This window comes from Alloalcanivorax balearicus MACL04, assembly GCF_025532145.1.
Taxonomy (GTDB): Bacteria; Pseudomonadota; Gammaproteobacteria; order Pseudomonadales; family Alcanivoracaceae; genus Alloalcanivorax; species Alloalcanivorax balearicus.
In genome coordinates, this window is the sequence record NZ_ARXS01000024.1 from 16,656 (window position 1) to 39,512 (window position 22,857).

Annotated in this window: 22 protein-coding genes; 4 read left to right on the top strand and 18 right to left on the bottom strand. The window is 63.2% G+C overall.

Annotation, left to right across the window (positions count from 1 at the left end; translation table 11 throughout):
• Positions 1 to 172: 172 nt before the first annotated feature.
• Complete coding sequence (locus MA04_RS17035; protein WP_262461743.1) at positions 173 to 823, top strand: glutathione S-transferase family protein; 651 nt, start codon at positions 173 to 175, stop codon at positions 821 to 823.
• Here the strand turns inward: MA04_RS17035 and MA04_RS17040 are convergent, their stop codons facing one another.
• The 9 genes from MA04_RS17040 to ccmA form a co-directional block, all read right to left on the bottom strand.
• On the bottom strand, positions 824 to 1,354 hold the full coding sequence (locus MA04_RS17040; RefSeq protein ID WP_163121524.1) for a GDYXXLXY domain-containing protein: 531 nt from the start codon (positions 1,352 to 1,354) through the stop codon (positions 824 to 826).
• Complete coding sequence (locus MA04_RS17045) at positions 1,347 to 2,591, bottom strand: DUF2157 domain-containing protein (protein WP_262461745.1); 1,245 nt, start codon at positions 2,589 to 2,591, stop codon at positions 1,347 to 1,349. Before MA04_RS17045 ends, MA04_RS17040 begins: the two co-directional genes overlap by 8 nt.
• Before the next feature lie 274 nt (positions 2,592 to 2,865).
• Positions 2,866 to 4,353 (bottom strand): RimK family protein, encoded by a 1,488-nt coding sequence (locus tag MA04_RS17050; RefSeq protein ID WP_262461747.1) that lies wholly within the window; start codon positions 4,351 to 4,353, stop codon positions 2,866 to 2,868.
• A gap of 105 nt (positions 4,354 to 4,458) precedes the next feature.
• Positions 4,459 to 5,634 carry a PQQ-dependent sugar dehydrogenase gene (locus tag MA04_RS17055; protein WP_262461749.1) on the bottom strand — a complete coding sequence of 392 codons (1,176 nt, stop codon included), beginning with the start codon at positions 5,632 to 5,634 and terminating at the stop codon, positions 4,459 to 4,461.
• Positions 5,579 to 6,037 carry a cytochrome c maturation protein CcmE gene (ccmE, locus tag MA04_RS17060; RefSeq protein ID WP_063140130.1) on the bottom strand — a complete coding sequence of 153 codons (459 nt, stop codon included), beginning with the start codon at positions 6,035 to 6,037 and terminating at the stop codon, positions 5,579 to 5,581. Before ccmE ends, MA04_RS17055 begins: the two co-directional genes overlap by 56 nt.
• The gene (ccmD, locus tag MA04_RS17065; protein WP_022993976.1) at positions 6,021 to 6,218 is read right to left on the bottom strand and encodes a heme exporter protein CcmD; all 198 of its coding nucleotides are present in this window, start codon (positions 6,216 to 6,218) and stop codon (positions 6,021 to 6,023) included. Before ccmD ends, ccmE begins: the two co-directional genes overlap by 17 nt.
• Positions 6,218 to 6,967, bottom strand: a complete 750-nt coding sequence (gene ccmC / locus MA04_RS17070; protein ID WP_014993929.1) for a heme ABC transporter permease CcmC — start codon at positions 6,965 to 6,967, stop codon at positions 6,218 to 6,220. The genes ccmD and ccmC overlap by 1 nt, the downstream gene beginning before the upstream one ends.
• Before the next feature lie 36 nt (positions 6,968 to 7,003).
• Entirely contained in the window at positions 7,004 to 7,675 is a 672-nt protein-coding gene (gene ccmB, locus MA04_RS17075; RefSeq protein ID WP_022993974.1) for a heme exporter protein CcmB, read from the bottom strand.
• Positions 7,672 to 8,277, bottom strand: a complete 606-nt coding sequence (gene ccmA, locus MA04_RS17080; RefSeq protein WP_262461753.1) for a cytochrome c biogenesis heme-transporting ATPase CcmA — start codon at positions 8,275 to 8,277, stop codon at positions 7,672 to 7,674. The genes ccmB and ccmA overlap by 4 nt, the downstream gene beginning before the upstream one ends.
• Positions 8,278 to 8,384: 107 nt before the next feature.
• Here ccmA and MA04_RS17085 point away from each other — a divergent pair, with 107 nt between their 5' ends.
• A complete protein-coding gene (locus MA04_RS17085) occupies positions 8,385 to 8,852 on the top strand; it encodes a CYTH domain-containing protein (protein ID WP_163121530.1) in 468 nt (155 codons plus the stop codon).
• A 307-nt stretch (positions 8,853 to 9,159) separates the two neighbouring features.
• Positions 9,160 to 9,474 (top strand): quaternary ammonium compound efflux SMR transporter SugE, encoded by a 315-nt coding sequence (gene sugE / locus MA04_RS17090; protein WP_014993925.1) that lies wholly within the window; start codon positions 9,160 to 9,162, stop codon positions 9,472 to 9,474.
• On the opposite strand, the gene MA04_RS17095 is transcribed toward sugE, so the two are convergent.
• Positions 9,458 to 10,384: a LysR family transcriptional regulator gene (locus MA04_RS17095; protein WP_063140128.1), complete on the bottom strand. Its 927-nt coding sequence runs from the start codon at positions 10,382 to 10,384 to the stop codon at positions 9,458 to 9,460. The genes sugE and MA04_RS17095 overlap by 17 nt on opposite strands.
• A gap of 102 nt (positions 10,385 to 10,486) precedes the next feature.
• Here MA04_RS17095 and metE point away from each other — a divergent pair, with 102 nt between their 5' ends.
• Positions 10,487 to 12,775: a 5-methyltetrahydropteroyltriglutamate--homocysteine S-methyltransferase gene (gene metE, locus MA04_RS17100; protein WP_262461756.1), complete on the top strand. Its 2,289-nt coding sequence runs from the start codon at positions 10,487 to 10,489 to the stop codon at positions 12,773 to 12,775.
• Between the two features lie 338 nt (positions 12,776 to 13,113).
• Here metE and MA04_RS17105 read toward each other — a convergent pair whose 3' ends face one another.
• The 8 genes from MA04_RS17105 to oadA form a co-directional block, all read right to left on the bottom strand.
• Positions 13,114 to 14,274 (bottom strand): CmpA/NrtA family ABC transporter substrate-binding protein, encoded by a 1,161-nt coding sequence (locus MA04_RS17105; protein WP_163121536.1) that lies wholly within the window; start codon positions 14,272 to 14,274, stop codon positions 13,114 to 13,116.
• A gap of 2 nt (positions 14,275 to 14,276) precedes the next feature.
• The gene (locus tag MA04_RS17110; RefSeq protein ID WP_262461758.1) at positions 14,277 to 14,882 is read right to left on the bottom strand and encodes an ANTAR domain-containing response regulator; all 606 of its coding nucleotides are present in this window, start codon (positions 14,880 to 14,882) and stop codon (positions 14,277 to 14,279) included.
• 142 nt (positions 14,883 to 15,024) lie between these two features.
• On the bottom strand, positions 15,025 to 15,861 hold the full coding sequence (locus tag MA04_RS17115) for an ABC transporter ATP-binding protein (RefSeq protein WP_163121540.1): 837 nt from the start codon (positions 15,859 to 15,861) through the stop codon (positions 15,025 to 15,027).
• A gap of 8 nt (positions 15,862 to 15,869) precedes the next feature.
• Positions 15,870 to 16,871 carry an ABC transporter permease gene (locus tag MA04_RS17120; RefSeq protein WP_163121542.1) on the bottom strand — a complete coding sequence of 334 codons (1,002 nt, stop codon included), beginning with the start codon at positions 16,869 to 16,871 and terminating at the stop codon, positions 15,870 to 15,872.
• A 16-nt stretch (positions 16,872 to 16,887) separates the two neighbouring features.
• Positions 16,888 to 18,216 carry a CmpA/NrtA family ABC transporter substrate-binding protein gene (locus MA04_RS17125; protein WP_240342646.1) on the bottom strand — a complete coding sequence of 443 codons (1,329 nt, stop codon included), beginning with the start codon at positions 18,214 to 18,216 and terminating at the stop codon, positions 16,888 to 16,890.
• A 511-nt stretch (positions 18,217 to 18,727) separates the two neighbouring features.
• Complete coding sequence (locus MA04_RS17130; RefSeq protein ID WP_262461761.1) at positions 18,728 to 19,732, bottom strand: DUF5924 family protein; 1,005 nt, start codon at positions 19,730 to 19,732, stop codon at positions 18,728 to 18,730.
• Positions 19,733 to 19,777: 45 nt separating this feature from the next.
• A complete protein-coding gene (locus MA04_RS17135) occupies positions 19,778 to 21,076 on the bottom strand; it encodes a sodium ion-translocating decarboxylase subunit beta (protein ID WP_163121546.1) in 1,299 nt (432 codons plus the stop codon).
• A gap of 3 nt (positions 21,077 to 21,079) precedes the next feature.
• Positions 21,080 to 22,849 (bottom strand): sodium-extruding oxaloacetate decarboxylase subunit alpha, encoded by a 1,770-nt coding sequence (oadA, locus tag MA04_RS17140; RefSeq protein ID WP_163121548.1) that lies wholly within the window; start codon positions 22,847 to 22,849, stop codon positions 21,080 to 21,082.
• Positions 22,850 to 22,857: the final 8 nt, after the last annotated feature.

Below are 22,857 nucleotides of genomic sequence, written 5' to 3' on the forward strand. Positions count from 1 at the left end.
CCGACGGTTTTCGCCTGACCGGGCGGTCCCCTGTTGACCCTTCCGCGACACTGCTATATACCTGTTACCCCAGCCGCCCGTCGGATTCACGGGTTGAGATCCGCCTGCCGCCGGCCCGCTTTCGAGTGGGCCGCACCAGGCTCAACATCACAATAGAGACCGGGAGATCCCAATGACCATCAAACTGTATGGCGCCATGCTGTCGCCGTTCGTGCGCAAAACCCGTGTGGTACTGGCCCTCAAAGGCTTGGAACATGAGGCTGTCAACGTGGACCCGCGCAACGCACCGGACTGGTATCGGGATCTCAACCCACTTGGGCGCATTCCCGCTCTGGATTACGACGGCCAGATTCTCGCCGATTCCGGGGTAATCTGCGCCTTCCTGGAGAAAAAACACCCCGAGCCGTCCCTCTACCCGGAGGATCCCTACGAGTACGCCCGCACCCTGTGGTTCGAGAAATTCGGCGACTACGAACTGGGCGTCAACTGTACCTTCGGTGTGTTCTTTAACCGGGTGGTACGGCGTCTGATGGGCAAGGAAGCGGATGAAGTGGCGGCGCAGAAAGCGCTGCAGGGCGCGGTGCCGCCGCTGCTCGAGTACCTGGATCGGGAGCTGGAAGGCAAGACCTACTTTGTTGGCGAACGGCTCACCGTCGCCGACATCGCCGTGGCCAGCCAGTTGGTGAACTTCCAGCATGCCGGTGAAGGGGTCGATCGGTATCCCAACCTGGCCGCCCACAAGGAACGCCTGCACGCTCTGGAGCCGTTCACCCAGACCATCGCCAAGGAAAGCGGCTTCCTCACCAAGGTCCTCGGCGGCTGATCAGGGCTGCTCTCCAGCTCCTTCGCCCGTGCCCTCCCCGGTGTCCTCCACGGACACCAGGGCGGCGCGGCCATCGGCGGCGATACGCACCCGGGCCAGACCACCCTGGCGCAGCCGCCGCTCCAGTTCCAGCGCCTTTTCCTTGGGCGCGAAATAGGCTTCGATGCCGTATTCCACGGTTACCGACCCCACCCGTACCGCACGAATATGCCCGCGAATGAAATCACCCGGCGGCGGTGAGTAACGGGTCTCCATCGCTTTCCATACCCGGCCTTGCCGACGCAACTGCACATACACCTCGCGCCCCACCCGCGGCACCCCCACCTCCGGCATCGGCGCCTCACTGATGTCGTAGCGCAGGCGGGCATAGTTACCGCGCAACAAATCACGTGGATCCACCGGCACCGTGCGCAGCACCACTTCGTTGCCAAACCAGACCGGGTACTGCGCATAGCCCAACAAGCCGAGCAGCACCAGAACCTGCAACACCAGCGCCGCCACCAGGGCGCGCAACCGCCAGCGCCTAGTCATGAGCCACCTCCGGATCGCGCTGGCGCCAGTAGCGGGCGCCAGCGTAGAGAATGCCGGCCATGACCAGGAACAACAGAGCCCCGCCCAGGTAATCACCAATCAGATCGAGGTAACGCAACATCGCCAATACCGCCACCGTGCCCAGACCGGCGAAGAAACGGCGCTGGTCGGTGCGCAACAATCCCTGGCGTATCCAGGCCATGGCCACCAGCAGGACCACCAGATTGGCCGCCACGGTCCAGTACAGGCTCTGTTCCGGCCGGCCCAGGCCATGCGCCAGCAGCACCCCGGCCAGCGCCAGCCAGGGCAGGATGCCACGGGGCTTGAGGGCGATCGCCGCCAGCAGCAACGGTAGCGCCGCCCACAACCCCGGATCCAGCCAGCCCCAGTGGCTGTGCAGATAGTTTTCCCAGAGGTCCTCGAACGTCAGCGGCAACAGCACCAGCAGCGACAACCGCCCAAGCCACGGCAAGGGTGCCCAACGCGAGTCCTCACGCCGCTCCAGCCGCTGGCAGAGCACCTGGGCGAGAACCAGCAGGGCGAGATTGAAGGTCAGGTGACCGGCCCGCCAATGGGGCCCGAAATCGGTATGGAACACCCAGGACAACATCAGGTTGAGCCACAACACCAGGGCCGCCAGCACCGGCAGCATCACCACGTTGGAATGGCGGCGCCAGGCCAGCCAGCCGGCCACACCGAGAAACACGATGCCAGCCCAGGGTGGCGAGAACGGGGTTTCCATCACCATCCACAGGGCGGTGAGCGCCACCAGCAGCAGTGTCACCAGCAGGCGCCGGGAGAAAAAGGCCACCGGCAACGTGCCGATCATCCACAACAGCACGCCGTTGGGGAAATGCTCGCCGAGGTGGTACATCTGCCCCACCAGCATGATCGAAGCGCCATAGCAGACCGCACCGAGAAACAGCCAGCCGCCCCCCTCGCCATGACGCCCCCAGCGCCACAACCCTACCCCGTTGGTGGCCACGGTGAGGGCCAGCAGACCGGCGAAGCGCACGCCCCTGGGCAGGCCGTCCCAATGGGCGGACACCACCAGCAGCAGCGCCAGACCGATGAATAACAGAGCACAGGCGGTCAGCACTCGCGCCCCCAGGGAGTCGCCACTGGCTTCCAGCCCCGTGCCATAACGGGCCAGAATGCGCCGGGCCTGATCCTCCTCGATCAGCCCCTCGGCCAGCCACTGTTGCATCTCCCGGCGCAGCGCGTCTTTACGTATCACGTTGTTCCCAATCCTTTTGGTGCGGGCTTCCAGAGCATGCTAGCACGCTGGGTGCTCAGCCTTACCGTGATCGTTCAATCCCCGCGCCAATTCGCTGCCCAGGCAGCTTCCCACAGCGGCCTCGTAGCCTGAATGTTGATTCGAAGCGAGCAGTTTCAGAGTTCGTGGAGAGGCGGCGATGGGGGTTCCAGGACCCTGCTTTTCGAGTGTCCTGGGACCCCCATCGCCGCCTCTCCTCACCGGGCAAGTGGCACTAAAATGTGCAAACAGGTGCTCAAAGCGGCAACCCCAGCCGCCGCGCCTCCATGCGGCGCAGGAATTCCAGCATCACCTGCCGGTACAGGTCCTCGCCCAGCCACAGGTCCTCGACGCCGGCATCAATGTTGGGATTGTCGTTCACCTCCATCACCACCACCTGATCGCCGGACTGCTTCAGGTCCACGCCGTACAGGCCGTTGCCCATCAGCCGGGCGGCCTTGAGCGCCACTCTCAGCACCTTCGGCGGCACTTCGCGGATCGGTACCGTGCGCGCGTTGCCGGAGGCGGTTTTGCCGCCGTCCTTGTGATGATAAATCTGCCAATGCCCCTTGCTCATGAAGTACTGGCAGGCAAACAGCGGCCGGTTGTTGAGCACGCCGATGCGCCAGTCGTAATCGGTGTACATAAAAGCCTGGGCCAGCACCACGGCGGATTGTTTCAGATAGCCATGCAGGGCGTTGCCCAGCGCCTCGCGGTCCTCCACCTTGCTAATGCCGCGGGAGAAACTGCCGTCCGGGATCTTCAGCACCATCGGCAGCCCCAGTTCCTCGATCAGGCTGTCCACCTGTTCGGCGGTGTCGCTGAACACAAAGGCGGTGGGCGGCACCGGCACGCCATTGGCCTGCATCAGTTCCGCCAAATAAATCTTGTTGGTACAGCGCAGAATCGAACGCGGATCGTCGATCACCACCATGCCTTCCTGCTCCGCCTTGCGGGCGAACTGATAGGTATGGTGGTCGATAGCGGTGGTTTCGCGAATGAACAGGCCATCGTATTCGCCCAGACGGGCGTAGGCGTCACGGCCGACGATTTCCACCTTGATGCCCAGTTGCCGGCCGGCCTGCATGAACCGCTTCAAAGCGGCGCGGTTGCTCGGCGGCATGGCTTCCTCGTCGTTCACCAGCATGGCCAGGTCATAACGTTCACCGCGGCGCCGGCGCGGGCTGCGCCAGACACGGGCATTGAACTGCTCCAAGGCACGGGCGAAGGCGTCTTCCTGGGCGCCCTTGACCTGTTTCAGACTCGGCGTCTTGATCGCTTCCAGGGTCCACCGCTCCCGGCGCCGGAACGACACCCGCAGAATCGGACACGGCAACTGATCAAAGATCTGCCGCGCCAGTTCCGCCAGCCCTTCCTGCTCGGTTTGGCCGAAGTAGATATTGAACGTCACCTTGGTGGCATCGCCGCCCTGCTTCTTCATCGCCTTGTCCAGCGCCGACTCGAAATGCTCGAAGTGCAGGCCGTACAGCGCCTTGTAGCTAAGGTCGTTGACCGTGCGTACCGAGGGCATGACGCGCTGGCCACGGGCCTCCGCCAGCAGCGAACAGTAGTAGCCGGGGGACAGATATTTGTAGCTGCGGCACAGATTGATCACCTGCACTTTCTTGTCAGTGCAGACCGGCTCGGAAGCCTGCAGGTAATCACGGGCGGACAGCAGATTGCGGGCGGGATAGTACGCCGCCCAATCCGCCGGATCGTCCACCAGGATAATGACTTGGCTCATCGGGGTTCCATTGAGAAGGCTAAAGACGCCGGACGTCCGGCGTCATAAGAATATCGCGGCTCGTGGGCCGCTCCTACAGAAACCGCCATGCCCGGTCCGAGCCGGTCAGTTGCCCTGATAGACCACGCGGTAGATGGCGCCGGCGTGATCGTCGGCGATCAGCAGGCTGCCGTCGGCGGCCTGCATGACGTCCGCCGGACGTCCCCAGCGGGTGCCGTCCCCACGCAGCCAGCCGCTGATGAATGGCTGGTACCCGGTAACCTTGTCGATGCCTTCCACGCCGACCCAGGTGACCCGGTACCCGGCCGGCGTGCTGCGGTTCCAGGAACCGTGCTCGGCGATGAAGATGTCCCCCTGGTAGTCCTCGGGAAATTGCTCGCCGGTATAGAACGTCATGCCCAGCGGCGCGTGGTGCGCCGGCATGGTCTGCATCGGCATGGCGAATTCACCGGGATCATGATCCTTGCCAAACTCCGGATCCGGCACCGTGCCACCGTGGATAAACGGATAGCCGAAGTGTTCACCGTCCTCGCGCACCCGGTTGAGTTCTTCCGGCGGGATCTCGTCGCCGAGCATGTCGCGGCCGTTGTCGGTGAACCACAGCTGCCCACTGCGCGGATGGAAATCAAACCCCACCGAATTGCGCACCCCGCGGGCCACCGTGGTCATTTCCCCCGAGTCCGGGTCATAGCGTTGGATGGTGGCGTAGGGTTCTTCCCGGTTGCAGATGTTGCACGGTGCCCCCACCGGCACGATCAGTTTCCCTTCTCGGTCGAACGCCAGATACTTCCAGCCGTGATGGGAATCGGAGGGAAATTGGTCCGTCACCAGCTCCAATGCCGGCGGATCGTCCAGATGATCGAGAATGTCCGGCAGCGCCAGAATCCGGTTCACCGCCGCCACGTAGAGGGTGCCGTCGCGATAGGCGATCCCGGAGGGCATGTTCAGCCCTTCCGCCAGCACCCAGGTGCGCTCGGCGCGGCCATCACCATCGGCATCGCGGATCGCGTAGACCTTGCCCTCGTCACGGGAGCCGGCAAACACCGTGCCGTCCTCGGCCTGGGCCAGCTGCCGGGCGTTGGGAACATCGTCGGCGAACACCGTCAGGGTGAAGCCCTCGGGCAGGGTCAGGCTGTCCACCGGCAGGGACTCGGCCATGACGGGAGCGGCAAAACCGAGTAGCAGGCCGGCCAGCCAGTGCCGGCCGTGAATGGCGGGAAGATCGCTATGAGCCCGCGGCGTCCTTCCGCGCGCCGGGGTGTCCTGCTTTTTCCAAGGCATCTTGAACCTCCGGAGGCATGTAGGTCTCATCGTGTTTGGCGAGCACTTCTTCCGCCTCGAACCGTTCCCGGCTCACCAGCGTGCCGTTGGCGACGATACCCTGCCCTTCACGGAACAGGTCCGGCAGGATGCCCTGGTAATGGACGGTGAAGGTGCCCTTGCCGTCGGTGACATCGAAAGTCACGTCCAGAGTGTCGGGGTCGCGTACCACCGATCCCTCCATAACCAGACCACCCACACGCATTTTAGTGCCCACCGGCGCTTCACCGCTGACCACCTGCTGCGGGGTGAAAAACAGATTGATGTTCTGGCGCAGGGCGTACACCGCCAAAGCAGTGGCCAGGGCCAGCCCCAGAAACACCGCCAACACCACGATCAGGCGCTGTTTACGAACCGGATTCATGCTTAACCTCCCGGGTTTCCCGTCGCCACTGGCGAGCCACGTCCTGGCGCACCCGCGCCAGCTTGCGCGCCGCCAGCACCATATTGATCACGATCAGCAGCGCACAGATACCGTAAGCGCTCCAGACATAGGGCCCGTGCCGGCCCATGGCCAGAAATTCCGCGAAGCTGTCGAAATACATCAGTGCCCCTCCACCAGTTTGCGTACCCAGCCGCTACGACGCTCCCGGCTCAGCACTTCCGCCCGAGCCCGCATCAGTACATTGGCGGCGTACAGCAGCCACATGCCCAGCATGCTGATCAGCAGCGGGTACTTCATGGCCGGGTTGATGGAGGATTCGCTGAACAGATTCAACGTCGCCCCCTGGTGCAAGGTGTTCAGCCACTCCACCGAATACTTCACGATCACCACGTTGATCACCCCGACCAGCGCCAGCAACGAGGCGGCGCGGGCGGCCTGGCGGGGATCGCGAATGGCGGACTGCAACACCATCACGCCGAGATACATGAACAGCAGGATCAGCATCGAGGTCAGGCGCGCGTCCCACTGCCAGTAGGTACCCCAGGTGGGCTTGCCCCAGATCGCGCCGCTGATCAGGGACACCGCCGCCAGCACGGCACCGAACGGCGCCAGCGCCTTGAGCATCACCTCGGCCATTTTCATCCGCCAGACCAGGCACACCAGCCCGGCCACGCCCATGGCGATGTAGCCCATCAGGGCGCCGCTGGAAGCGGGAACATGGAGATAGATGATGCGATAGCTGTCACCCTGGTAACGCTCCACCGGCGCGTAGGCCAGCCCCCATACCAGACCGATGGCCAGAATGATCAGCGCCAGCGGCCACAGCCACGGCAGCACCACATCGGCGAACCGATAAAAGTAGCGGGGCGAGCCCAATTGGTGATACCAGCGTTTCAGAGTGTTCCACATAACTTCGACTCTATTTTTTGTCGTCGGCCCCGGCGGTCAGTCCCCGGCGCTGATACGCAGGCCCATCGCCACCGCCAGTGGCCCCAGACTCAACGCCAACGCCAGCAACGCGCCCAATACCGCCAGCAACCCCTGGGTGGGAGAGCCGTCCACGGCGGCGCGCACCACACCGGCGCCGAACACCAGCACCGGAACATAAAGCGGCAGAATCAGCAGCGCCAGCAGAATGCCGCCGCGATTCAGACCCACGGTCAACGCCGCGCCGATGGCGCCAATCACCGTCAGCGTCGGCGTTCCCAGCAGCACACTGTAAGTCAGCGTCGCCAGTGCCGGCACCGGCAGCTGCATCATGTAACCCAGCAACGGTGCCATCAGCGCCAGCGGCAGGCCGGTCAGCAGCCAATGCGCCAGCAGCTTGGCCGACACCGGCAGCACCGACACCACCGGCGCGGTCAGCATCTGATCCAGGGCACCGCTTTCCTGGTCACGGCGGAACAGCCCGTCCAGCGACAGCATCACCGCCAGCAGCGCCGCCACCCAGACCACACCCGGCGCCACCAGCGCCAGCAATTCCGGCTTCGGCGACAACCCCAGCGGGAACAGGCTGACCACCACCATGAAAAAGAACAGCGGCTGCACCATATCCGCCGGGGAACGCCAGATCAGGGTCAGTTCCCGGCGCAGGGTCGCCCACCAGGGTCCGCTCATGCCGGCGCCTCCGCGCCCAGATGCAGCCGCCGCACATCATCGCCGACCCGGTGGTGGGAGGTATACAGCACTAAAGTGCCGTCGCCGGCGGCATCGCGTATGCGCTGGTCCAGGCGCGCCACGCCGTTCTGGTCGATGGCGGTGTAGGGCTCGTCCAGCACCCACACTTTTTTCGGCGCCAGCCACAACCGCGCCAGCGCCACCCGGCGCTTCTGCCCGGCGGAGAGATGCGCCGCCGGCACGTCTTCGAAGCCGTACAGGTCCACCGCGTCCAGGGCCGCGTCCACGTCCCCCGGCTGGTTGTTCAGCGCGGCACTGAAACGCAGATTCTCACGGGCGGTCAACTCTTCACGCACGCCGGGCTGATGCCCCAGATAGAGCAAATCCGGCGCCAGCGGCGAATGCCAGCGCACCTGGCCTTCATAAAAACCGTGCAGCCCTACCAGAATCCGCAACAAAGTGGTCTTGCCCGCCCCGTTGGCGCCGGTAATCTGCCAGATCTCGCCGGCGCGGGCCTGGAACGCCAGATCACGGAACAGCACGCGCTCATCCCGTTCGCACTGGAGCTGCCGGACGGTCAGACGAAGGGAGTCACTGCTCATGGGGCTCCTGATCAGGAAATAACAGGCGTTGGGCTGGGTTCGGCGGCGCAGTATAGCATGTATTTCCGCTATGATTGGTGGGACAAAACAGCATACGGGGAGAGCCCATGGGCATCGAAATCGAACGCAAATTCCTGGTCCGCGACAGTGCCTTTCTCGACGCCCTCGACGGCGAGCGATTGACCCAGGGCTATCTCAGCCACGACAAGCGGGCCACGGTGCGTGTGCGGATCAAGGGCGGCAGCGCCTGGCTCACCATCAAGGGGGAAACCCACGGCGCCAGCCGTAGCGAATTCGAATACCCGATCCCGCCGCAGGACGCCCGCGCCATGCTCGACGAACTGTGCGGCGAAGGTGTCATCGACAAAACCCGCTACCTCGTTCCCCACCAGGGCCACACCTGGGAAGTGGATGTCTTCCACGGCGACAACCAGGGCCTGATCGTCGCCGAACTGGAACTGGACCACGAAGACCAGACCTTCCCCCTGCCCCCGTGGATCGGCGACGAGGTCACCGGCGACCCGCGCTACTACAACAGCGCGCTGAGCAAAACCCCGCACAAACAAAGCAGTTAATAGTTAAAAATGAACAGTGAATAGTGCGCGAGAGGGGGCAAGCGAAACTGAAAGGCAAAGCGCCGCGTGCAACGGCTGAGCAGGTCCCTTGCCGCGGAAAACAAAATTTGAAACGTCATTTGCGAGTACGCAACCACCATTTGCGATACCGCAATCTTTCTGTTTTTTTAACTGTTCACTCTTAACTGTTCATTGTTCCCTGCCTTTTCCTTGCTCTATTATGGTGCACACCCCAAGGACGACCTCGGGGCGCGGCGTTGAGCGCCGCCTGTTCCGGGGACGACCCCGCCACGAAAAGGACCTCGTCATGGCGTGGTATCTGCTGTTCCTCGCCGGTCTGCTGGAAACCGGCTGGGCCATCGGGCTCAAATACACCGAAGGTTTCACCCGCCCGCTCCCGACCTTGCTCACCGTCACCGCCATGGCCATCAGCTTCTGGCTGTTGTCCACGGCGATGAAAACCCTGCCAGTAGGCACCGCCTACGCGGTGTGGACCGGCATCGGCGCCACCGGCGCGGTGATTCTCGGTATCGTGCTGTTCCAGGAACCGGCGACACCGGCCCGGTTGCTGTGCGTGGCCGCCATCGTCGGCGGCATCATCGGACTCAAGCTGATAGGTTGACCCGCCGGATGCCGGACAGGTTTTTGAAGCACAGTGCCTCGGCGGTCTCCATGAAGTCCTGAATAAAGGGCACCGTCTGATCCCCCTGGCGTACCGCGGCATACAGGGTGCGCCAGACCCCTTCCTCGCCCAGCCTCACGCTTTTCACCAAACCCAGATCGAGATACTCGGTCAGCGCCCAGTTCGGCAGCGCCGCCACGCCACGACCGGCGGCCACCAACTGCACCATCATCGGCGTCAGCTCAGCGGTGCGCACCGAGCCCGGCGCCACCCCGGCCGGGTCAAGGAAAGCGGTGAACACGTCCAGCCGTTCACGCTCCACCGGATAGGTGATCAAGGTCTGCTCCGCCAACGCCCCGGGCTCAATAAAGCGCCGCGCCGCCCATTCACTGTCGCGCGCCACCGCCAGCACCAGTTCGTAGCGGAACAGCGGCAGGTAGCACACCGCCGGGTCGTCCACCGGGTCCGAGGTCACCACCATGTCCAGATCGCCCCGGGTCAGCGCGGTCAGCGGCTCGAAGCCGAAGGCGGCGGACAGATCCAGCTCCACTTCCGGCCAGTCCTCGCGGAACCGGTCCAGCGCCGGCATCAGCCACTGGAAGCAGGAGTGGCATTCGATGGCGATGTGCAGGCGGCCGCTGTCACCGGCGGAGAGCCGCTTCAATTCGGTCTCGGTTTTCTTCACCAGCGGCAGGATCTGCCGGGCCAGCGCCAGCAGGCGGCTGCCGGCGGTGGTGAACCGCACCGGCCGCGTGCGCCGCACGATCAGTTCCAACCCGAGCCGGTGCTCCAGATCCTTCAACTGATGGGACAGGGCGGACTGAGTGACATGCAGCCGCTCCGAGGCTTCCACCAAGGAACCGGCGTCGTCGATGGCCTGCAGGGTGCGCAGATGGCGCAGCTCCAACATGAGAGATCCTCATATTAAAGATTAGATATTTGATTTTGTCTCAACAGACAGTCCCACCACAATAGCGCCATTGAAATCCGACCGCATTCGAAAGGACCGATCATGACCACCTTGCACAACCTGGGCTTCCCGCGCATCGGCGCCCGCCGGGAATTGAAACAGGCACAGGAAGCCTACTGGGCCGGCACCTTGCAGCAAAGCGAACTGGAACACGTTGGCCGCAGTCTGCGCGAACGGCACTGGGCCCTGCAGGCACAGGCCGGCATCGATCTGCTGCCAGTGGGCGACTTCGCCTGGTACGACCAGATTCTGGAATTCTCCTGCCTGCTCGGTGTGGTGCCGGCGCGCTTCGGCCACGACGCCGATGCCGACGTGGATCTGGACACCCTGTTTCGCATGGCCCGTGGCCGCGCGCCCACCGGCACCCCGGCGGCCGCCTGCGAAATGACCAAGTGGTTCGACACCAACTACCATTACATCGTGCCGGAACTGGCCGCCGATCAGAACTTCCGCATCGCCCGCGAAAGTCTGTTCGAGCAGGTCGAGGAAGCCAAGGCCCTCGGCCACGATCCGAAACCGGTGATCCCCGGCCCGCTGACCTACCTCTACCTGAGCAAGGGCGAGGACTTCGACGGCGCCGACGACAGCGCCAAGCTGGCTTTGCTGGATAATCTGATTCCGGTTTACCGCCGGATTCTGCAGCGGCTGGCGGATCAAGGCGTGCAATGGGTGCAGATCGACGAACCGATCCTGGTGCTGGATCTGCCCGACGCCTGGCAGCGCGCCTACCTGCGGGTCTATGACCAACTGGCCGCCGCCAGCACTGCCCGGCTGCTGCTGGCCACGTATTTCGGCGCGCTGAAGAACAACCTGTTCACCGCCCTGGAACTGCCGGTGGCCGGCCTGCACCTGGACCGGGTGCGCGGCGATGACGATCTGGAACAAGTGATCAGCCGGCTCGGTGACAAGGTGCTCTCCCTCGGCTACATCAACGGCCGTAATATCTGGCGCACCGACCTGGATGCCGCTCTGGCCACCCTGAAGCCGCTCAAGGAGGCACTTGGCGACCGTTTGTGGCTGGCGCCTTCCTGCTCCCTGCTGCACAGCCCGGTGGACCTGGACCAGGAAGACAAGCTCGATACCGAACTGAAAAGCTGGCTCAGCTTCGCCAAACAAAAGCTGGATGAACTGGCCCTGCTGGGCGGCGCGCTGGACGGCGATGCCGCCGCCGAGGCGGGCCTGCAAGCGCAACGCAAAGCACTGCGGGCACGCTCTGAATCCACCCGCATACATAACCCGGCGGTGGCCGAGCGGATCGGCGCCAGCGGCGACCTTTCCCGTGATCGTCTGAGCCCGTTCGCTGAACGTATCGCCAAACAACAGGACGCGCTGAAACTGCCGGCGTTCCCCACCACCACCATCGGCTCTTTCCCGCAGACCCGGGAAATCCGCGAAGCGCGCCGGGACTGGAAAGCCGGCAAACTCGATGACGCCGCCTACACCGAACAGATGAAGCAGGAAATCGCCCGCTGCATCCGTTATCAGGAAGAAGTGGAACTGGATGTGCTGGTGCACGGCGAAGCCGAACGCAACGACATGGTGGAGTATTTCGGTGAGCTGCTGGAGGGCTTCGCCTTCACCCGCTTCGGCTGGGTGCAGAGCTACGGTTCCCGTTGCGTGAAACCGCCGATCATTTTCGGCGACGTGCGGCGCCCTGATCCAATGACGGTGGCATGGGCCCGCTACGCCCAGTCCCTGACCGATAAGCCGGTAAAGGGTATGCTCACCGGCCCGGTGACGATTCTGCAATGGTCCTTCGTGCGCGACGATCAGCCTCGCTCGGAAACCTGCAAGCAGATCGCCCTGGCCCTGCGTGACGAAGTACAGGATCTGGAAAGCGCCGGCATCAAGGTGATTCAAATCGACGAGCCGGCCCTGCGCGAAGGCCTGCCGCTGCGCCAGGGGGACTGGCAAGCCTACCTGGACTGGGCGGTGGACTGCTTCCGCCTGGCCACCGTGGGAGTCGATGATGACACCCAGATCCACACCCACATGTGCTATTCCGAGTTCAACGACATCATCGAGGCGATCGCCGCCCTGGATGCCGACGTGATCACCATCGAGACCTCCCGGTCCAACATGGAGCTGCTGGATGCGTTCCGCGACTTCCAGTACCCCAACGACATCGGTCCGGGGGTGTATGACATCCACTCCCCTAACGAACCGGACGTGGCCTGGATGGTGGGTTTGATGGAAAAAGCCGCCGAGCGGCTGCCGAAGGAACGGCTGTGGGTCAATCCGGATTGCGGCCTGAAAACCCGCAAGTGGGAAGAGACCCAGGGCGCCCTGGCCAACATGGTGGCCGCCGCCAAGCAATTGCGCACGGCGTAAAAAAGGTTCCTCTTGGATTAACGGGACTAAGTGCCTCCATCGGGGGCACGAGGCTGTACGGAGGCCTTCCGGAGGCATAGAAAGGATTACAACGCCGCTGTGGGAGCTTGCCTGCAAGCGAATGGACTCTCGGGCCCCAAATTCGCTTGCAGGCAAGCTCCCACAGCGGCGTTGTAGCAACTCCCGAATTTATGTTTCCAAGGCCAGAAGAACACCTGCGCTTGCCGATTGCCTCGAAGCTGAGCCGCGTTACGCTTTTGCGGGACCCTGCTTCACGGCGTTCCCGCAAAAGCGTAACGCGGCTCAGCTGTCCTTGATGGAGGGTAACCCGGCCCCCCTCACTCCACCTGCAACAACCGGTCCGGCCCCAGCTCCACCGGCGCGGGATCGCCGGGTAGCCGCCACTGGCCAGCGTGCCTTTCCGCCGGCTTGTGATCCACCTCCGGCAGATTGCTCAGATCACGCACCGCGTCCCGATACAGATCCGTGCGGTAGCATTGCGCGGCGAAAGTGCTTTTCTCTTCGATGCGGCCCTGCCGCCATCGCTGCATCTCGCCGAGCAGAAATTCCGCGTCCGAGCGCCAGGGGAAATTGGCCTGGTAAGCGGAAAACACATGAAAATGATGGCGTGGGAACGGCTGACCGGTGAGCCCGCCGGGCAGGCGCTGGGAAAACGGCGCGCCGATCACTTCCGCCGGCACGCCCAGCCAGGCCGGGTGAGCCAGCCACTCGAGACACTCCTGCAGATGCTCATCGGCATGGGCCGCCGCCCGATACAGCGCGCGCAGCAGAGCACGATGGGTATCCGGATGGGCCGCCGCCCATTCACGGGTCACCGCCAGCACTTTTTCCGGCGCGTTTTCCCAGATCTGGTAGCCGGACAGAATGCAATGTCCGGCGCCGGTGAGCGCCGCCAGACTGTTCCAGGGTTCGCCCACGCAGAAACCGTCAATGTGACCCAACCGCAGGTGATCCACCATTTGCGACGGCGGCAGCACCACCAGTTTGACATCGTGGTCCGGGTCAAGACCGGCCACCGCCAGCCAGTGGCGCAATTGATAGGCGTGGCAGGAAAACGGAAACACCACCGCCAGCACCAGAGGCGCGTCACCGGCGCTGGCACGGGCCGCCACCAGCTTGTTCAGCGCCACCGCCATGTCCTGAGGCGAGGGCCCCGACGCCAGCGCACACAGACCGTGATACAGCATCGGCGACACGGTCACGCCATTACCGTTGACGCCCATGGAAAAGGCCGTGGCCAGCGGCTTCTTGATGCAACCCAGGCCGAGCGATGTGCCCAACAACATGGGCGCCAGCATCGGCGCCGCGTTCACCTGCCCCACCAGCAAGCGATCACGCAGGCTGGCCCAACTCCACTCCGGTTGCAGTTCCACCTCCAGCCCTTCATCGGCGAAATAACCGGCTTGCTGGGCCACCACCAGAGGCAGGCTGTCGGTGAGCGGCATATAGCCAATGCGGACATGCTGAGTTTGCTTCATCGTCACCCCTGGGCTTTCAACAGATCGGCGTAATCCAACACCGAACGGGCCACCAGGATCAGCGGTTGCCCGGTGTTCATGGCCTGCCGCCGCAGCATGGCGTAGGCGTCCTGCTCATTGAGGCGGCGCCGTTGCATCAACAAGCCCTTGGCGCGCTCGATCAGCTTGCGCTCCTCCAGCGCCTCCCGGGTCTTCTCCAGCTCCTCTCGAAGCGCTTGGTACTCACGGAAGCGGGCGGTGGCCACCCGCATCACGCCGCGCACCCGGGACAGGTCGGTTTCACCGGCCACATAGGCGCTGACGCCAGCGCGCAACGCGGCGACGATCAGGTCCTCGTCGTCCTGCCCGCAGAACATGACGATGGGACGGGGCATGTCGCGCTGCACCAGCGCCATACTCTCCAGCGTATCGCGGTCCGGCGCGTTCATATCGACGATCACCATGTCCGGATTGCACGCCATCACTTTCTGTGACAAACCGGCGGCGCTGGTGAGGCGGCACAGAATGACGTGCCCTTCATCTTCCAGGGCCCGCTCAAGCATCGCTGCCCGCGGCGGCTGATCGTCCACCAGCATGATCTTCAATGGCATGGGCTTGTCGGCATCCATGTTGGTTGGCTTCCCCCCGGTTGTAGCAACCGCTGTGCCAAGCGGTCATGGCCCGGTTTTCATGCCGCGCACGGACGGGGGCGCGGGAAACGCACCGATCAGGTGCAAACCCGCGCCCTGATCCGCACCGTCATGACGCCGATTACGCCTGCCGCCGCTGCTGCGGCGCCGGGTCCGGACGGCTGGGCAAGGCGGTGACCTTGTTTTGCTTTTCATACAGAAACCGCAGCACCTTTTGCCGGCAGCGGTGGTAAACGGGATCGTCCGCCAACGCCAACCGGTCCCTGGGGCGTGGCAGCGCCACTGGCAGCACTTCGCCGATGGTGGCGGACGGGCCGTTGCTCATCATCACGATGCGATCGGACAACAGTACCGCCTCGTCCACATCGTGGGTGATCATGATCACGGTGGTGCCCAGTTGCGCGTGAATCGCCATCAGTGAATCCTGCAGATGAGCACGGGTAAGCGCGTCCAGCGCGCCGAAAGGCTCATCCATGAGCAGCACGCGCGGTTGCATGGCCAGCGCCCGGGCAATGCCCACCCGCTGCTTCATGCCGCCGGAGATCTCTTGAGGGGTCTTGTCCATGGCGTGCGCCATGTGCACCAGCTCCAGGTTATACGCCACCCAGTCCCGCATTTCCTTTTTGCTTTTCTGTTTGCGGAACACCTGCCGCACCGCCAGTTCCACGTTTTCAAAGGCGGTGAGCCAGGGCAGCAGCGAGTGATTCTGGAACACCACCGCCCGTTCCGGGCCAGGCTCGGTGACTTCCCGCCGCTCCAGAATCACGCCGCCATCGGTGGCGCGCAGCAAGCCGGCGACGATGTTCAGCACGGTGGATTTGCCGCAGCCGGAGTGACCGATCAGCGACACGAATTCACCGGCGGCGATTTTCAGATTCACCCCCTTCAAGGCTTCGAAACGCCCTGTCGGTGTATCAAAGGCCATGCCTACGTTGGACAGTTCCAATAATGCCGTCATACCTTCTCCTAGCGCTGCGCGGCGCTCTTGTCCCATACCAGAAACCGTTGCAGCGCCAGCATCAACCGGTCCAACAGAAAACCGATCAACCCGATCACCAACACCGCCACCATGATGCGGCCCAGTGACTGGGAGCTGCCGTTCTGGAATTCATCCCAGACGAATTTTCCGAGGCCCGGATTCTGCGCCAGCATTTCCGCGGCGATCAGCACCATCCAGGCGATTCCCAGACTCAATCGCAGGCCGGTGAACATCATCGGCAGCGCCGAGGGCAACACAATGCGGCGCACATGCTCGAAAGCATTAAGACGCAACACCCGCGACACATTGGTCAGATCGCTGCTCACCGAGGTCACGCCCACCGCGGTGTTCAGCAAGGTGGGCCATAAACAACACAGCGTGACGGTGAACATGGAAGTGAGAAACGACTTGGCCAGCCAGGGATCACTGCTGGTGTAAACGGCGCTGACCACCATAGTCACCAGCGGCAGCCAGGCCAGCGGCGATACCGGTTTGAAAATCTGGATCAGCGGATTCATCGCCGCGTGCACGCCGGCGCTCAGGCCGACCACGATGCCCAGCGGTATGGCCAGCGCCGAGGCCAGCAGAAAGCCGCTCATCACGGTAATCAGACTGGTACCGACCTGGTCGAAAAAGGTGGGCGCGCCGGTATAGTCCCGGCGTACCGGTTGCCAGTCCGGTTGCTGCGCCAGCCGCGTCTCGATGTATTTCTCCTGACGCTCATGGAAAGCCGCTTCCTGCTGCCGCCCTTGACGATGCTCCTGATAGAGCGCCTGGGTTTGCTCCCATACGGTGGCGGGGCCGGGAAACTGCCCCAGCGAGGTTTGAATGTTCTGCGCCGCCCAATGCCATAACAGCAGGAACAGCGCGATACCCAGAAGCGGCCATACCAGTTGCCGCAACATCGCTTGTTGCTGCGCCGGCCCGGCCTTGCCGCGCATCAGATCGCGATAGGGCGCCAACCAGTCCGGTAGCGTCATCGTCACCATGGATCCTCCTCGCCGCTCAGAGGCGGTCGCCGTCCTTCAAACCAATGGGAAATTGATTCAGATAGGTGTTCGGGTGACGGCCGTCATAGGTGATGCCGTCGATGAACTCGCTTTGCGGCGGCTTGAAGCCGTCTTCGCTGTCGAAGTCGGGGAAATCGGAGGTGCCCATTTTGCCTTCATCGATCAGGGCCTTGGCGGCAGCGGCATAGACATCGGGCCGGTACACTTCTTTCGCCGTTTGCAGATACCAACTGTCCGGTTTGCTTTCGCTGATCTGTCCCCAGCGGCGCATTTGCGTCAGATACCAGATGGCATCGGAGTAGTACGGATAGGTGGCGTTGTGGCGGAAGAACACATTGAAGTCCGGCACCGGTCTGATATCACCCTTTTCATATTCGAAGGTGCCGGTCATGGAATTGGCGATCACTTCCTCGTCGGCGCCCACATAGTTGGGGCGGGCCAGGATTTTCACCGCCTCGGCGCGATTGGCGTTGTCGTTCTCGTCCAGCCACTTGGCGGCGCGAATCAACGCCTTGACCACGCGGATATGCGTGTTGGGGTACTTATCCGCCCACGCCTTGCTGACCCCGAACACCTTTTCCGGATTGTTTTTCCAGATTTCGTAATCGGTGATCACCGGCACGCCAATACCCTTGAACACCGCCTGCTGGTTCCAGGGCTCGCCGACGCAATAACCGTGAATGGTGCTCGCCTCCAGGGTCGCCGGCATCTGTGGCGGCGGCGTTACCGACAGCAGAACGTCCGCCTGTAACTGGCCGCTGGTATCGCCTTTGTGCGGCGCATAGAAACCCGGATTCAATCCGCCCGCGGCAAGCCAGTAACGCAACTCGTAGTTGTGCGTGGAAACCGGAAACACCATGCCCATGCGGAACGGCTTGCCGTCCTTGCGATAGGCTTCCACCACCGGTTTCAGAGCGTCCGCCTTGATCGGATGCAGCGGCTTACCATCCTGCTCGGGAATGGACGCTTTCATCGCTTCCCAGACGTCATTGGAAACGGTGATGCCGTTGCCGTTCAGATCCATGCTGAACGCGGTGATGATATGAGCCTGGGTGCCATAGCCAATAGTGGCGCCCAGCGGCTGTCCGGCCAGCATGTGGGCGCCGTCCAGTTGCCCGTCGATGACCCGGTCCAGCAGCACTTTCCAGTTGGCCTGGGCCTCCAGCGTCACGAACAACCCTTCTTCCTCGAAGTAGCCCTTTTCGTAGGCCACCGCCAGCGGTGCCATGTCGGTCAGTTTGATGAAGCCGAACTTCAATTCCGCCTTCTCCGGCCAGCCCACGGTCTCGGCCAGGGCCGGCATCGCCACCAGCCCCATCAGCATCGCCAGTCGGCGGCACCACCGTTGAATTCCCGTCATGCGTCATATCCCTTCTATGTTTCGGAACAAAAAAAAAGCGCCCAAGAACGATTGGCGGATATCGCCGAACGTTCTTGAGCGCCTTTGCTCGTGGTCGCGCCACCGCCGTTGGCGGCACGCCCACTGGTTTGTCATTCCGGGCAAGACAGGAGCAAACCCTGTGCCAAAAGGAAAACTTCTTTTGGCTCAGCCAGTTAGCATGGCAAGGAGAGAGAAACGGAGGACAAGGGCGTGACCAAAACAGGGAGGGCGCACCAATTCGGCGCCGATTCGGCGTACCGATTCAGGGCATGATTCTCTGGCAGAGCCATTGCCCCGGAAGGAACTATGAAGCCGCTGTGGGAGCCAGCCTTGCTGGCGAATGGGATGCCTCCGGCGACAAGAATTCGCCAGCAAGGCTGGCTCCCACAGCGGCCCTGTAGCAATCTCCCAGTGTATTCTCCAAGGCCGGAGTCGGCGCATTGAGAAGCCTGGATCAGCGCGTCACATCGAAACGCAAAACCCCGATCACCTGCCCCCGGCCGGTTCGCACTTCCACTCGCCAGCGGCCTTCGGCGTGTTCCGGGAAATGCCGTTTATGGGACCAGGTACGATAGCCTTCCTGGCGGCCACCCGTGAGCTCGAGACCGATCCGGTCCACCAGTTGGCCATCGTGGTACCAGTAATGGCTGACCGGCTGGCCCAGCCCCAGCGGGGCGCGGATCGCGGTATAAGCGTACAGCCCGCCACTCAGCTCGGAAGCGTCGAAGCGGGTCCCGGTCACCAGCGGCTCGCGGCGCTCCCGATTGAGCGTCAGCGCCATGGCCCGGTGCTCCAATGACAGGGTCAGCGGCGGCACCAGCCGGGCGCCCCACAGCGGCACACTGGCAATGGCCAGAGAAAACAGCATCAGTGCTACCCAGCGATACAGCGGTCTGGGCCCGCCCACACGCCAGAAGCTGGGCAGCGCGACCAGAGCGGTGAGAATGGCGGCGCCATCCAGGGCCAGATTGGTGGGCACCTTGACGGTCAGGGGCAACAATACCAGCAACGCCACGAACAGCGCCCAGGCGTGGTAGCCGAAATACAGAGCCCGGTGCGCCGCCAGACGGAAATACAACGGATCGACGATGCTGACCAGGGCGCTGGCCATCACCAGGCCCGTGAACAGCACATAGGCGGCGCCGCCGGACCATTGCAGCAGAATGAACGGCAGCGTGAAGAAGAAGGCTTCCTGATGCACCCCCTGGAGCATCAGTTTCAACGCCCCCTGGGACAGCTTCTGCATGGCCGGGCCGCGTAAAAATCGCGACCACAGGCCCTCGGTGAGCAGCGCCAGCCAGGTGGTCACCAGAATCACCGTCAGCACGGTGGCCAGCCAGGGTTTGCGTTCCACCAGGAAATAGCTGCTCAGACCGAGCAGAAAGCTGCCCACCGCCCACAGGTAGCGCAGGCGGTGAAAGCGGAGCATCAGGGCATCAAGCCACGTGGAGTTCATCATCAGCCGGAGTGGTTATAGGGGTGCCCCAGGATACCGATACCGATGTCAGCCCACCATGTTCAGCAGCACACCGGCGGCCACGGCCGAACCGATGACGCCGGCCACATTGGGCCCCATGGCGTGCATCAGCAGGTGGTTGTGCGGATTGGATTCCAGCCCCACCCGGTTGGCCACCCGCGCCGCCATGGGTACCGCGGAGACCCCGGCGGCGCCAATGATCGGGTTCACCGGCACTTTGCCAACGGCGTTCATCAACCGGGCCATCAGCACACCGGAGGCAGTGCCGATCACGAAAGCCGCCAACCCCAGCAGCAGGATGCCCAGGGTTTCCAACACCAGAAAGCTCTCGGCGCTGAGTTTGGCGCCCACCGCCAGCCCCAGCAGGATGGTCACCGTGTTGATCAGGGCGTTGCTGGTGGTGTCCACCAGACGGCTGACCACCCCGGCCTCGCGCATCAGGTTGCCGAAGCAGAACATGCCCAACAGCGGCGCCGCGTCCGGCAACAACAAGGCCACCAGGATCAACAGCAACACCGGGAACAGAATTTTTTCCAGACGCCCCACCGGACGCAGTTGCTCCATGCGAATTTCCCGCTCCTTGCGAGTGGTGAGCAGGCGGATCACCGGCGGCTGGATCAACGGCACCAAGGCCATATAGGAATAGGCGGCCACGGCGATGGCGCCAAGCAGATCCGGCGCCAGGCGGGCGGTGACGTAGATACTGGTGGGGCCGTCGGCGCCACCGATGATGCCGATACTGGCGGCATCGGCGAGAGAGAAATCCATGCCCACCGCGTTCAGCGCCAAAGCACCGAGCAGCGCGGCGAATATCCCGAACTGAGCGGCCGCGCCAAGCAACAAAGTGCGCGGATTGGCCAGTAGCGGGCCGAAGTCGGTCATGGCGCCGACGCCCATGAAAATCAGCAACGGAAACACGCCGGTGGTAAGACCCACGGTATAGATCAGATACAGCAGACCGTCGCTGAAATTGGCATCGGTGGCCAGGTTGTGCAGTTGCGCCTGCAGCGCCGGCGCCGCGTTGTGATAGGCCCGCATCAGAGCGTCCATGCCCGCTGCCGGGTCGACGCCAAGGGCGGAAGTCATCTGTGCCAGCAAGGCACTGTCACCAAAATGCAGTGCCTGGCTCACCGCCGACTCCGCCAACCCGGCCACCGGAATATTGGCGAGAATGCCGCCGAAACCGATCGGTACCAGTAGCAGCGGCTCGAAATTCTTGCGGATGGCCAGATACAACAACACCAGACCGACGCCGATCATCACCGCCTGCCCCCAGGTCAGGTGATACAAGCCGGTGCTGTGCCAGAGACTGAGCAGGGCTTCCATGGATCAGTCTCCTATGACCAGCAGGACGTCGCCCACCGCCACCGCGTCGCCGCTTTTGACGCAGACCTCCCGCACCATGCCGGCACGATGGGCGGACACATCGGTCTCCATCTTCATCGCTTCCAGCACCAGGACTTTCTGCCCCTGTTCGATTTTTTGTCCGGGTTTGACCAGCACCTCGAAGATGTTACCGGCCAGCGGCGCGCTCAGCGGATCGCCGCCGGTAGCGCCAGTAGAGCGCGCCGAGGATTGGCTGTCGTCATTGTCCAGCGGACGCAGGCCCTCGATGTCGCCACCATCGGCCACTGACACCACATAACGCTGCCCTTCCACGGTAACGGTATAGGTCCCCTCGCCTTTGCCATCGCCGGCCGCTTCCGGTGCGGGCTCGAAGGCCTCCGCATTGCCACGATTGGCCAGGAATTTAAGGCCCACCTGGGGAAACAGCGCATAGGTAAGCACATCGTCCAGACGCTGCTCGCCCTGCGCCAGCGTGACATTCTGCTGTTGCGCTTTCTGTTCCAGTTCCCGTTGCAACTGCGGCAGTTCGGATTCCAACAGATCCGCCGGACGGCAGGTTACCGGCTCGTCGCCTTCCAGTGCCCGTGCCTGCAATTCGGCGTTGAACGCCGCCGGCGCCAGGCCGTATTCGCCGCGCAGCACACCACGGGTTTCCTTACTCAACGCCTTGTAGCGCTCGCCGGCAAGCACGTTCAGTACCGCCTGGGTGCCAACGATCTGCGAAGTGGGCGTTACCAGTGGAATGTAGCCGAGGTCCTTGCGCACCCGGGGGATTTCTTCCAGCACCTCATCGAAACGGTCCTCCGCGTTCTGCTCACGCAGCTGGCTTTCCATATTGGTGAGCATGCCACCAGGCACCTGCGCCACCAGAATGCGTGAGTCGACACCACGCAGGCTGCCTTCGAAGCGGGCGTACTTGAGTCGCACCTGGCGAAAATAAGCGGCGATATCTTCCAGCCGCTTCAGATCCAGCCCGGGGTCCCGTTCCGTTCCCTGCAGCATCGCCACCACGGTTTCGGTGGGGCTGTGTCCGTAAGTCATCGACATGGAGGAAATCGCCGTGTCCACGTTGTCGATGCCGGCTTCCGCCGCTTTCAGCGCGGTGGCGGTGGACAACCCGGTGGTGGCGTGACAATGCAGGTGTACCGGTATGGACAAGGCCGCCTTGAGACGCTTCACCAGCTCATAAGCGACATTGGGGGTCAACAATCCGGCCATGTCCTTGATCGCCACCGAATCGGCGCCCATGGCCTCGATCCGCTTGCCCTGCTCCACCCACACCTCCAGGGTGTGCACCGGGCTGACCGTGTAAGCGATGGTGCCCTGGGCGTGCCCGCCCTGCTTGATCACCGCCGCCACCGCGCGCTCGATATTGCGCATGTCGTTCATGGCGTCAAAGATACGGAACACGTCCACGCCGTTTTTCACCGCGCGCTCGACAAAGGCGTCCACCACGTCATCACCGTAGTGGCGGTAGCCGAGCAGATTCTGCCCGCGCAGCAGCATTTGCTGCGGCGTGTTCGGCATGGCCTTTTTCAGTTCCCGAATGCGTTCCCAGGGGTCTTCCCCGAGGTAACGGATGCAGGCGTCGAAAGTGGCGCCTCCCCAGGATTCCAGAGACCAATAACCGATCTGGTCGAGCTTCTCGGCGATGGGCAGCATGTCATCCAGACGCAGGCGCGTGGCCAGCAGGGACTGATGGGCGTCACGCAGGACGACATCGGTGATGCGCAGGGGTTGGGTCGCGGTCATGGGAGGTT

What these genes read in the sequence shown, in the direction of transcription:
- MA04_RS17035 (WP_262461743.1), top strand. Translation starts at nt 173, where the DNA reads ATGACCATCAAACTGTATGGCGCCATGCTGTCGCCGTTCGTGCGCAAA.
- MA04_RS17040 (WP_163121524.1), bottom strand. Translation starts at nt 1,354, where the DNA reads ATGACTAGGCGCTGGCGGTTGCGCGCCCTGGTGGCGGCGCTGGTGTTG.
- MA04_RS17050 (WP_262461747.1), bottom strand. Translation starts at nt 4,353, where the DNA reads ATGAGCCAAGTCATTATCCTGGTGGACGATCCGGCGGATTGGGCGGCG.
- MA04_RS17055 (WP_262461749.1), bottom strand. Translation starts at nt 5,634, where the DNA reads ATGCCTTGGAAAAAGCAGGACACCCCGGCGCGCGGAAGGACGCCGCGG.
- ccmE (WP_063140130.1), bottom strand. Translation starts at nt 6,037, where the DNA reads ATGAATCCGGTTCGTAAACAGCGCCTGATCGTGGTGTTGGCGGTGTTT.
- ccmD (WP_022993976.1), bottom strand. Translation starts at nt 6,218, where the DNA reads ATGTATTTCGACAGCTTCGCGGAATTTCTGGCCATGGGCCGGCACGGG.
- ccmC (WP_014993929.1), bottom strand. Translation starts at nt 6,967, where the DNA reads ATGTGGAACACTCTGAAACGCTGGTATCACCAATTGGGCTCGCCCCGC.
- ccmB (WP_022993974.1), bottom strand. Translation starts at nt 7,675, where the DNA reads ATGAGCGGACCCTGGTGGGCGACCCTGCGCCGGGAACTGACCCTGATC.
- ccmA (WP_262461753.1), bottom strand. Translation starts at nt 8,277, where the DNA reads ATGAGCAGTGACTCCCTTCGTCTGACCGTCCGGCAGCTCCAGTGCGAA.
- MA04_RS17085 (WP_163121530.1), top strand. Translation starts at nt 8,385, where the DNA reads ATGGGCATCGAAATCGAACGCAAATTCCTGGTCCGCGACAGTGCCTTT.
- sugE (WP_014993925.1), top strand. Translation starts at nt 9,160, where the DNA reads ATGGCGTGGTATCTGCTGTTCCTCGCCGGTCTGCTGGAAACCGGCTGG.
- MA04_RS17095 (WP_063140128.1), bottom strand. Translation starts at nt 10,384, where the DNA reads ATGTTGGAGCTGCGCCATCTGCGCACCCTGCAGGCCATCGACGACGCC.
- metE (WP_262461756.1), top strand. Translation starts at nt 10,487, where the DNA reads ATGACCACCTTGCACAACCTGGGCTTCCCGCGCATCGGCGCCCGCCGG.
- MA04_RS17105 (WP_163121536.1), bottom strand. Translation starts at nt 14,274, where the DNA reads ATGAAGCAAACTCAGCATGTCCGCATTGGCTATATGCCGCTCACCGAC.
- MA04_RS17110 (WP_262461758.1), bottom strand. Translation starts at nt 14,882, where the DNA reads ATGGATGCCGACAAGCCCATGCCATTGAAGATCATGCTGGTGGACGAT.
- MA04_RS17115 (WP_163121540.1), bottom strand. Translation starts at nt 15,861, where the DNA reads ATGACGGCATTATTGGAACTGTCCAACGTAGGCATGGCCTTTGATACA.
- MA04_RS17120 (WP_163121542.1), bottom strand. Translation starts at nt 16,871, where the DNA reads ATGGTGACGATGACGCTACCGGACTGGTTGGCGCCCTATCGCGATCTG.
- MA04_RS17125 (WP_240342646.1), bottom strand. Translation starts at nt 18,216, where the DNA reads ATGCTGATGGGGCTGGTGGCGATGCCGGCCCTGGCCGAGACCGTGGGC.
- MA04_RS17130 (WP_262461761.1), bottom strand. Translation starts at nt 19,732, where the DNA reads ATGATGAACTCCACGTGGCTTGATGCCCTGATGCTCCGCTTTCACCGC.
- MA04_RS17135 (WP_163121546.1), bottom strand. Translation starts at nt 21,076, where the DNA reads ATGGAAGCCCTGCTCAGTCTCTGGCACAGCACCGGCTTGTATCACCTG.
- oadA (WP_163121548.1), bottom strand. Translation starts at nt 22,849, where the DNA reads ATGACCGCGACCCAACCCCTGCGCATCACCGATGTCGTCCTGCGTGAC.